The following is a 2,514-nucleotide window of genomic DNA, read 5'->3' on the forward strand; positions in this document are numbered from 1 at the left end:
GCGGCCGGCGGCTGCCCGCCCTGACCCTGCAGCTGACCCTGGCCGCCGCCGAACGCCGGGCGCGTCCCGCCGAAGCCGCCGCGTCCACCGCCGAAGCCCGCGGATGCGACCGCGGGACCCGCGGTCGGCAGGGAGCCGGTGTGCGCGGTGAGGGTCGTGTTCACGCTCCAGGCCAAGGGTGCGGTGAGCGCGGCGATGAGCGCCGCAGCGGCGCCGATCGGCGCGAGCAGCCGCGCATACGGGCTGAGCAGCAGCGCCACGGCACCGAGCACGCCGGCGGTCACCACGACCACCCGGAGCCACGGCAGGAAGTCGGCCGCCTGGGACATCAGGACGACGGACCACCAGGTGGTGCCGAGCACGACGACCGCGGCGACGATGCGCGCCCAGACCGCTCCGCGCCGCTCCCAGAGGAGCCACGCACCGACACCCACCAGACCACCGATCGCCGGCGCGAGCGCCACCGAATAGTACGGGTGGATGATCCCGGCGCCGAAGCTGAACGCGACCGCGGTGACGATCAGGGTGCCGCCGAGCAGCAGCACGACCGCGCGGGCGCCGTCGATGCGGGGCCGGCGCCGGAGCACGACCAGCCCGACCACGAGGAGCGCGAGCGCGGCCGGCAGCAGCCACGCGACCTGCGTCCCGAACTCGCTCGAGAACAGGCGACCGATGCCGGTCTCGCCCCACATGCTGCCGCCCGTGGTGGTGCCGCCTCCGCCGGTCACCGAGCCGGTCTCGTCCCCGGTGAGGCGGCCGAGGCCGTTGTAGCCGAAGGTCAGCTCGAGGAAGCTGTTGCTCTGCGAGCCGCCGATGAACGGCCGCATGCTCGCCGGCACGAGCGTGACGAGGGCGACCCACCAGCCCGCCGAGACGATCAGCGTGCCGAGCGCGCCGAACAGGTGCAGGAACCGGACGCCGATCGTCCGCGGGGAGGCGTAGAGGTAGACGCCGACGAGCACCGGCAGGATCAGGAACGCCTGCAGCTGCTTCGTGAGGAACGCGAATCCGACCGCGGCACCCGCCCAGAGCACCCAGCGGACCCGGCCGTCCTCGATGCCGCGCATCGTCAGGGAGGTCGCGAGGGTGACGAGCAGCACGAGCAGCGCGTCCGGGTTGTTGAACCGGAACATCATCGTCGCGACGGGGGTCAGCGCCGTCGCCGCGCCGGCGATCAGCCCGGCCTGCGGCGAGAAGTGCCGCCGCACGAGCGCGGAGACGAGGGCGACCGTGATCACGCCCATGATCGCCTCCGGCAGCAGGATGCTGAACGAGGAGAGCCCGAAGATCCGCACGGACAGCGCCATCACCCACAGCGATGCGGGCGGCTTGTCGACGGTGATCGAGTTCCCGGCGTCGGAGGAGCCGTAGAGGAACGCCTCCCAGTTCGAGGCCCCGGCCTGCACGGCGGCGGAGTAGAACGCGTTCGACCAGCCGTTCAGGGTCAGGTTCCACAGGTAGAGCAGCGCGGTGAGCGCGAGCAGGCCGAGGAACGCGGGCCGCTCCCAGGCGGCGTCCGTCGCCCGGCCGCGCCACAGCGCGACGGGGATCGTCCGTCTGCGCGTGCCGGAACCGCTGCGGGCGGAACCGGCTGCGGTCCGCGGGGTACTGGTGGTCGAGGTCACTTGACGATCTCCATGGGGGTCTCGGTCCGGGTGGAAGGGGTTCGCCGCTCGGCGGAGTCGGGGGCGGAGCGGTGCGAGCGGAACACCCAGCCGCGCAGCAGGACGAAGCGCAGGACGGTCGCGACGAGGTTCGCCGCGGTGAGCACGAGGATCTCGGCGAGCGGCGACGCCTGCGGCTCGGCGGCGTGCAGGGTCAGCAGGGAGCCGGAGGTGATGCCCCAGGCGATGCCGAACACCACGAGCCCCTGCAGCTGGTGCCGGACGACGCCGAGGCGGCCGGTGACCCCGAAGGTGAAAGCGCGGTTCGCCCAGGTGTTGCCGACCGCGGTGAGCAGGAGGGAGAGGAAGTTCGCCGCCTGCCCACCGAACAGCGGTCGGAGGATCAGGTACAGCAGGGCGAACGCGATGGTCGACGCGCCGCCGACCGCGGCGAAGCGGATCACCTGGCTGCGGAAGCTCGGGCGAACCGCGGGAGCGAGCGGGCGACGCCCCAGCTCCTCCGCGATCGCCTCCACCGGGATGCGGTGCCGGGACAGGTCGGCGAAGAGCCGGACGATGCCGCGCAGGTCGTCCTTCGCGGTCTGCGCGATGTCGACGCGGCTGTCGGGATCGTCCTGCCAGTCGACCGGCACCTCGTGGATGCGCAGGCCCGACCGCTCGGCGAGCACGAGCAGCTCGGTGTCGAAGAACCACGTGTCGTCGCGGACGAGCGGCAGGAGGCGGTCGGCCGCCTGCTTCGTGATCGCCTTGAAGCCGCACTGGGCGTCGGTGAACGACGCGGACAGCACCGCGCGCACGAGGCCGTTGTACGAGCGGGAGATGAACTCCCTCCCCGTACCGCGGATCACGCGGCTGCCGCGGCTGAGCCGGGTGCCGATCGCGACGTCGG

The 2,514-nt window shown here is 72.8% G+C and carries 2 protein-coding genes; both read right to left on the reverse strand.

From position 1 onward, the window contains the following. Positions 1 to 1,625, reverse strand: a 1,625-nt coding sequence (locus ACFE67_RS10195) for a glycosyltransferase family 39 protein (RefSeq protein ID WP_375406764.1), incomplete at its 3' end; no start/stop codon positions are given. Continuing rightward, the coding region (locus tag ACFE67_RS10200; protein ID WP_375406765.1) for a GtrA family protein at positions 1,622 to 2,514 on the reverse strand (893 nt) is incomplete at its 5' end. The genes ACFE67_RS10195 and ACFE67_RS10200, both read right to left, overlap by 4 nt.

Source organism: uncultured Amnibacterium sp. (assembly GCF_964244015.1).
In the GTDB taxonomy this organism is placed as follows: Bacteria; Actinomycetota; Actinomycetes; order Actinomycetales; family Microbacteriaceae; genus Amnibacterium.